The sequence below is a fragment of the Plebeiibacterium sediminum genome (assembly GCF_026013605.1).
Lineage (GTDB): Bacteria > Bacteroidota > Bacteroidia > Bacteroidales > Marinilabiliaceae > Saccharicrinis > Saccharicrinis sediminus.
The window spans coordinates 1-584 of record NZ_JAPDPJ010000271.1 but is presented as its reverse complement, the minus strand read 5'-3'; the positions used below and the strand labels follow the sequence as shown (position 1 = coordinate 584).

Genomic DNA, 584 nt, shown 5'->3' with positions numbered 1-584 from the left:
TCTGCCAGCATACATCAAAACTCAGATAATGCAATTGAAACAGCTAAGGTCTCAGAGGAGGCCAACAATGATTCAAATAAAGTTAATGAGCATGCACAAGAAGCCAATAAAGCAATGGCATTTATATCGCAAAAAATCTACATCATCAATGATATAGCAATGCAAACCAACATACTTGCTCTTAATGCCTCTGTTGAAGCATCCAGGGCAGGAGAACACGGAAGAGGATTCGCAATAGTGGCAGGAGAAGTCAGAAAATTAGCAGAACAAAGTAAAATAGCAGCAGATGAAATAAATACTCTAACTAAAAAAGGATTGGACCTGGCATCTATAACAGGTAATTTAATGACTGACATTATACCCAAAATTAGTACAACGACAATGCTGGTACAAGAAATTGCGGCAGCCAGCCAGGAACAAAATAATGGTGCCTCACAGGTCAATAGTGCCATTCAACAATTAAATGAAATAACACAGGAAAATGCTGCGGCTAGTGAGGAGTTGGCATCAAGTGCAGAAATGCTTGCTGATCAAGCGGAGAATTTGAAAAGTACTATTTCTTTTTTCAAAATTGATTAATAGTT

1 protein-coding gene is annotated in these 584 nt (G+C 37.8%); it reads left to right on the top strand.

Features of this window, described 5'->3' with window-relative positions; genetic code table 11:
* The coding region (locus OM075_RS26665) for a methyl-accepting chemotaxis protein (protein WP_301193367.1) at positions 1-579 on the top strand (579 nt) is incomplete at its 5' end.
* Positions 580-584: the final 5 nt, after the last annotated feature.